This is a genomic window from Roseitalea sp., assembly GCF_984466335.1.
On record NZ_CFIFWG010000168.1, the window covers coordinates 1 to 6,750 of the forward strand.

The following is a 6,750-nucleotide window of genomic DNA, read 5'->3' on the forward strand; positions in this document are numbered from 1 at the left end:
AAAGAGCTTTACAACCCTAGGGCCTTCATCACTCACGCGGCATGGCTGGATCAGGCTTGCGCCCATTGTCCAATATTCCCCACTGCTGCCTCCCGTAGGAGTCTGGGCCGTGTCTCAGTCCCAGTGTGGCTGATCATCCTCTCAGACCAGCTATGGATCGTCGCCTTGGTAGGCCGTTACCCCACCAACAAGCTAATCCAACGCGGGCTCATCCATCTCCGATAAATCTTTCTCCCGAAGGACGTATACGGTATTAATCCCAGTTTCCCGGAGCTATCCCGTAGAGATGGGTAGATTCCCACGCGTTACTCACCCGTCTGCCACTCCCCCGAAGGGGCGTTCGACTTGCATGTCTTAAGCCTGCCGCCAGCGTTCGTTCTGAGCCAGGATCAAACTCTCAAGTTGAATGAGAATTTGCCCGGCGTCGCTGACACGCTTGAATTGACGAGAACAATGTGTACACCGTTGCTTTCGCAACGACCATGTTCTGTCAGAAACGTGTTCGACACCGTTCGTCTCGTGATGCTCCGACCCTCAAGGTCGAGCATCCCGCAGGAACCGCCGCCCACGTTTCTCTTTCTTCTTTATTCAATTGTCAAAGATCGGATATGCGGAAACGCATGTCCCGGTTCGCCACTTGTGGGTTTTGAACCGCAATCGAGGGTCGCTAAAGCGGCTCTCTGTGATGACCGCGAGAGCGAAGCAGTTTTCCGCCAGCGGCGGCGCCGCCCTCGTTGGTGAGCGGTATATAGTCGTGGCGCCCTTATCCTGTCAATCATCAAACGTGCGTTTTTTTACATTTTTTTGACAGCGGACAGGCGGCGTCCGGCGTCCGGGGCGGCTCCGGGCGGCGACATGCTTTCCGGCGGCCGCTGCGGTCGTCCTGGGACGGTCCGCGAACCACCTGCGAGCCATCTGATTGACACATTTCACCCCTCAGGGCATGTGCTGGAAGGCACGCAAGGAAAGCCAAGGAATCGATGGCGGCAAAGCCGGACAAGCATGCCGATCTGGTGGGAGACGAACCGGCCATTGCGGGCACCGCGCGCCGCGCGCCCGATCGGCGTGAGGTCTCGCTGCGCTGGCTGACCGGAACATTCCTGACGGGTCTGACCTCGACGGCGCTGATGGGCGCGGCCCTGTTCGCAGCGCTCGACGGAAAGCAGTTCCTGGCGACCCCGCCGGAAGTGGCTTCGCGCGCCGCGCTCGCCGGGCCCGATGAGGGGACGGGCGCGAAAACCGGGCGCCTAGCCGGGACGAGCGTGCGCGCGGCGCAGCCGCCCAGCGACCGCCGACGCATGAGCGTGTCGACCGTCACCCGCACCAGCGAAGCGGACGTCATCCGGACGCGGCCTTTTGAACACCTGTCCACCCGTCTGGCCGCCGCGCGAAGCGTCGAGGCCGACTATCCGGCGTTCAATCCGCTGGCCATCTTCTCCGAGCCCGGCCTCGCCGACGCCGAAGAGGAACCCTCCGCCCGCAGCCTGATCTACGGCGCCCGCATAGAGACAGGGGCATCGATCCGCATGCGCGAGTTCGTCTTTGACGGCGAACGGACCTACGACACCGCCTTCGAGATCAGCCTTTGGGAGGCCGAGGAGACCGTTCGCACCAAGGCCCACATCCTTACCGAAGGCACGATCGAAGTCGCATCGCTCCATTATGTGGACCCGCGCCGCTTCGGCCTGAACAACCCCTTGCTGGAAGGCATCGCCACCACCGGCGGACAGGCGCGCATCGTGCCTCAGAACGTATCGATCGCCGGGCGGGATCAGAGCGGCTTCGAGATGACCTACGCCGAGGACCTTATCGAAACGCATGAGACGACCGATCTGGCCTTGCTTATGGAGGCGACGGGCTATCGCGGCGCCGCCGCCATGGCAGATGCGCTGGCAACGCTCCTGGACGCCACCGCCCTGAGCGGCGGATATGCGATTCGGCTCGGCCTTGTCGGCGACGGCACGGCCGAGGCCGAGCGCATCATGCGCGCCACCATCTATTCGGAGCGCGATCACGTGCTGACGGTCGCGCTCGATGATCAGGGCCGTTTCGTGCCGGCGCCCGAGCCGGTCGATCGCGGCATCATGCGCTATGCGCGCGCCTCCGAGCCGGCACCTGCGCCACACGACCTGCCTTCGGTCTATGATGCGATCTATCAGGGCGTGCTGGACTACGGCCTGCCGGAGACGGTCGCTGCGCAAATCGTGCGCCTGGTCGCCGCCGACGTGGACTTCCGCTCACCGGTCGGGGCCGGCGACACGCTTGAACTGTTCTATTCGATTCCCGAAGAGGGCGACGACGAGCAGCCGCGCGAGATCCTGTTCGTCCACGCCGCCTTCGGCGGCCAGTCGCACAAGTTCTACAGGTTCCGCAACGCCGAGGGCAGCTACGACTATTACGACGAGGAAGGCCGCAGCGCGCGGCAGTTCCTGCTGCGCAACCCCGTGCCCAACGGCATTTTCCGGTCCGGTTTCGGGATGCGCCGGCACCCGATCCTGGGTTATTCGCGCATGCACTGGGGCGCCGACTGGGCCGCGCCGCGCGGAACGCCGATCATCGCGCCCGGCGACGGTATCGTGACCAGGGCGGGCTGGAACTCGGGCTACGGCAAGCAGACCGTCATTCGCCATGCCAACGGCTATGAGACCTCCTATTCGCACCAGACCCGCTTTGCCCAGGGCATCGCGGCGGGCGCCCGTGTGCGCCAGGGCCAGGTGATCGGCTATGTGGGCTCGACGGGCCTGTCGACCGGCCCGCACCTGCACTATGAGGTGAGCGTCAACGGCAAGCGGGTCGACCCGATGCGCGTGCGGCTTCCGGACAGCAAATCGCTGTCCGGCGAGGAACTGACCGCCTTCATACGCGAGCGCGACCGGATCAACGCATTGCTTGAGATCGATCTGGACGACACGACGCAGCTGGCCAATATAGACGGCTGATCGCGGGCCGGCGCCGCGATCGGCGCGAAACGGCGGCTAAAGGGTCTTTTCGAGTTCCGGCAGCACGTCGAACAGGTCCGCGACGAGGCCGTAGTCGGCGACCTGGAAGATCGGCGCGTCCTCGTCCTTGTTGATGGCGACGATGACCTTGGAGTCCTTCATCCCCGCCAGATGCTGGATCGCACCCGAGATGCCGGCCGCGATGTAAAGGTCCGGGGCGACCACCTTGCCGGTCTGGCCGACCTGCCAGTCGTTCGGCGCATAGCCCGCATCGACCGCCGCGCGCGATGCGCCCACGGCCGCGCCCAGCTTGTCGGCCACCGGCAGGATGACTTCCTCGAACTTCTCGCTCGATCCCAGCGCCCGGCCACCGGAGATGATCACCTTGGCCGAGGTCAGTTCCGGCCGGTCGCCGCCCGAAAGTTCGGTCGACACATAGGACGAAAGCCCCGGATCGGCCGCGGCCGCGATTGTCTCGACCGGCGCGGCCCCGCCCTCGCCCGCAGCGCTAAACGATGCCGTGCGCACGGTGATCACCTTCCTGGCGTCAGTCGATTGCACGGTCTGGATCGCGTTGCCGGCATAGATCGGACGCTTGAACGTGTCGACGGAGACGACCTCCATGATGTCGGAGAGCTGCATCACATCGAGCAAGGCCGCAACGCGCGGCATGATGTTCTTGCCGTTGGTCGTGGCCGGCGCGACGAAGGCGTCATAGCCCTCGGCGAGCGATGCGATCAGCGCCGCCATCGGCTCGGCGAGCCGGTGCTCCAGCGCGGCGTCCTCGGCGAGCAGCACCTTGGCGACGCCGTCGAGCTTTGCGGCGGCATCGGCGGCGGCCTGCGCGCCCTGCCCGGCAACCAGCACATGCACCTCGCCGCCCAACTGGCCGGCGGCCGTCAGCGCCTTGGCGGTCTGGTCGGAAAGGGTCGCATTGTCATGTTCGGCGATCAGCAACGTGGCCATCATCATTCTCCCAACCTACAGGACGCCGGCTTCATTGCGCAGCTTATCGACCAGTTCGCCAACATCGGCGACCTTGACGCCGGCCTTGCGGCCCTCCGGCTCCTCGGTCGTCAGCACTTGAAGGCGCGGCGCCACATCGACGCCATAATCGGCCGGCGCCTTCTGATCGACCGGCTTCTTCTTGGCCTTCATGATGTTGGGCAGCGAGGCATAGCGCGGCTCGTTCAGACGCAGGTCGGTGGTCACGACAGCGGGCATGGCGATGGAAATCGTCTGCAAGCCGCCATCGACCTCGCGGGTGACGTTGGCCTTGTCGCCCTCGATCTCGACTTTCGAGGCGAACGTGCCCTGGCTCCAGCCGAGCAGCGCGGCGAGCATCTGGCCGGTCTGGTTGGCATCGTCGTCGATCGCCTGCTTGCCCAGGATCACGAGGCCCGGCGCTTCGGCCTCGACGACGCCCTTCAAAATCTTGGCCACGGCCAGCGGCTCGACCACATCGTCATGCTTGACGAGAATGCCGCGGTCGGCGCCCATGGCGAGCGCGGTGCGCAGCGTCTCTTGCGCCTTGTCAGGTCCGATGGAGACCACGACGATCTCCTCGACCTGGCCGGCCTCCTTCATGCGGATCGCCTGCTCGACCGAGATCTCGTCGAACGGGTTCATGCTCATCTTGACGTTGGCCAGTTCGACGCCGGACCCGTCCGGCTTGACCCGGATCTTCACATTGTAATCGACAACCCGCTTGACGGGCACCACAATCTTCATCTTTCCATCACTCCCTTCCGCGGAGCCGAACCGTGCGCGAACCGCCCATAGGCGTTAACGCGGGGCGGCGCTGGCGTATCACCGACATGCCGCGTCGGCCCGTGCATGCATGGATTGCCGCCGTTCCGCAAGCCCGCTTCGCGACGGGAATGCCTAATCAATATTGACGTTTACGTCAACGTCAAAAGCCCACATGCCCGCCGCCCCATCACCTCGCTGGATCGGCCGGACATTGCGCGGGCAGGCGCGCATCAGCGGCGACCCCAGGGACCCCGCGCGGGACCCGGCGGCCGGCGCCTGTCCACCGCGACCGCCCTGGGCGTCCTGATTTCGCGGTCGAACAGCGGCACGCCGCGCCGGCGCAGCACGAGCACCAGCGCCATGCCGGCGACGATGCCGCCGACATGGGCCGCCCAGGAGACCTGATCGTCGCCCAGAAAGGCCAGCATGACGAACTGGAAGCCGATCCAAAGCGTCAGTGGGATCCAGGCAGGCAAGGGCAGCGGGATGCGGCCGAGCACGAGAACCCACACGCGCACCCTGGGGTGCAGCAGCAGATAGGCGCCGACCACGCCGGCGACCGCGCCGGACGCGCCGATCAGGGGCACGGTCGATGCGGGGTCCATCAGCCCATGGGCGAGCGCACCGACGATGGCGCACGCAATGTAGAAGATGAAGAACTTCGCATGGCCCATCGCGTCCTCGACATTGTCGCCGAACACCCAAAGGAACAGCATGTTGCCGCCCAGATGCCAGAAATCGCCATGCAGGAAGGCGTAGCTGACAAGCGACAGTTCCTCGGGGATGACGACCAGTTCGGACGGCAGTTCGGAGAAATCGTTGACCACCGCCGGCGTGTAGCCGAGCGAGACGGCCGCCGCAAAAAGCCCCTCCTCGGTCGCCGGCAGGTTGACCAGAAGGAACACGAGCGCATTGGCCGCGATCAGGCCGAGCGTCACATATTGCAGGTCGATATGTTTGAGTTGGTTGGCATCATGCAGAGGCACGAACATCCAGGTCTGGCTCCTGAAGATACAGCACAGCCATTAGAGCCGAGCGAGACGGCGAATTCAATCGGTGAGCCCATCAATCGGACGCCGGAACATGCTTGATCTCGCAGTTTATCTGACTAAAGTCAGCTATTATGGCTCACCACCCCGCTGCGCGTTTCCGCCGCTTCGCCCGCGCCGTCACCCGAGAAGTGGGGGCGCTCGACGAATCGTTCCTGGGGCGCGGCCGGCCGCTCGGCGCCGCCCGCGTTCTCAATGCGATCGGACACGGCAAGGGCGATGTTGCGCGGATCCGCGATTTTCTCGGTCTGGACTCCGGGCACATGAGCCGTCTGCTGCGCGGTCTTGAAGATGAGGGCATGGTCGTCACGCACCCGAATCCAGAGGATGGTCGAAAGCGCGTGGCGCAATTGACGCAGGCCGGCCAACGTGAATTCCTCGCCTATGAACGCTTTTCCAATGCGCGGGCGGAGGCCTTCCTGTCCACACAAAAGGACACTGACACGCTGATCGCGGCGATGGACCTGATCGCGACGGCCATGGGCAGGGAAACCATCACCATCAAGCAGACCGATCCCGGCAGCGACGATGCGCGCTATTGCCTTGGGAACTACTATGGCGAACTCGCCGAGCGGTTCGAGCAAGGCTTTGACGTGTCGCTGTCGCGCGACCCCGAGGCGTCGGACATGGTCCATCCGCGTGGCGCGTTTCTGATCGCCCTGTGCGATGGCCTGCCGGTCGGGTGCGTGGGCCTTAAGGGGCGCGGCGAGCCGGTCGGCGAAATCAAGCGGCTATGGGTCGCGCCGCACGCGCGCGGTCTCGGTCTCGGCAAGCGCCTGATGCGTGAGGCGGAAGACGCGGCCCGCGCGCTTTCGATGACAACCCTGCGGCTCGACACGAACCGCGCCCTGCCCGAGGCCTGTCAGCTCTACAAGCGCGACGGCTGGATCGAGATCGACCGCTTCAACGACGACCCCTATCCGGATTTCTTCTTCGAGAAACGTCTGACCTGAAATCAGGCCCGGTCACCGGTTCTCGCCGGGCACCCAAAGGACGTCGCGGGCGCCATT

Annotated in this window: 5 protein-coding genes and 1 rRNA gene; 2 read left to right on the forward strand and 4 right to left on the reverse strand. The window is 64.8% G+C overall.

The window, feature by feature from the left end; genetic code table 11:
- A 16S ribosomal RNA gene (locus AC5E6L_RS13185) occupies positions 1 to 405 on the reverse strand; the annotation flags it as partial.
- 575 nt (positions 406 to 980) lie between these two features.
- On the opposite strand from AC5E6L_RS13185, the gene AC5E6L_RS13190 reads away from it, so the two are divergent.
- Positions 981 to 2,939: a M23 family metallopeptidase gene (locus AC5E6L_RS13190; RefSeq protein ID WP_491229913.1), complete on the forward strand. Its 1,959-nt coding sequence runs from the start codon at positions 981 to 983 to the stop codon at positions 2,937 to 2,939.
- Positions 2,940 to 2,975: 36 nt separating this feature from the next.
- Here AC5E6L_RS13190 and AC5E6L_RS13195 read toward each other — a convergent pair whose 3' ends face one another.
- The 3 genes from AC5E6L_RS13195 to AC5E6L_RS13205 all read right to left on the reverse strand — a co-directional run bounded on the left by AC5E6L_RS13195 (position 2,976) and on the right by AC5E6L_RS13205 (position 5,683).
- Positions 2,976 to 3,905, reverse strand: coding sequence for an electron transfer flavoprotein subunit alpha/FixB family protein (locus AC5E6L_RS13195; protein WP_491229914.1), 930 nt, complete (start codon positions 3,903 to 3,905; stop codon positions 2,976 to 2,978).
- Positions 3,906 to 3,920: 15 nt separating this feature from the next.
- Entirely contained in the window at positions 3,921 to 4,670 is a 750-nt protein-coding gene (locus AC5E6L_RS13200; protein ID WP_491229915.1) for an electron transfer flavoprotein subunit beta/FixA family protein, read from the reverse strand.
- Between the two features lie 251 nt (positions 4,671 to 4,921).
- A complete protein-coding gene (locus AC5E6L_RS13205; RefSeq protein ID WP_491229916.1) occupies positions 4,922 to 5,683 on the reverse strand; it encodes a rhomboid family intramembrane serine protease in 762 nt (253 codons plus the stop codon).
- A 131-nt stretch (positions 5,684 to 5,814) separates the two neighbouring features.
- Between AC5E6L_RS13205 and AC5E6L_RS13210 the strand changes: the two genes are divergently transcribed.
- A complete protein-coding gene (locus AC5E6L_RS13210) occupies positions 5,815 to 6,693 on the forward strand; it encodes a bifunctional helix-turn-helix transcriptional regulator/GNAT family N-acetyltransferase (protein WP_491773878.1) in 879 nt (292 codons plus the stop codon).
- Positions 6,694 to 6,750 lie beyond the last annotated feature (57 nt).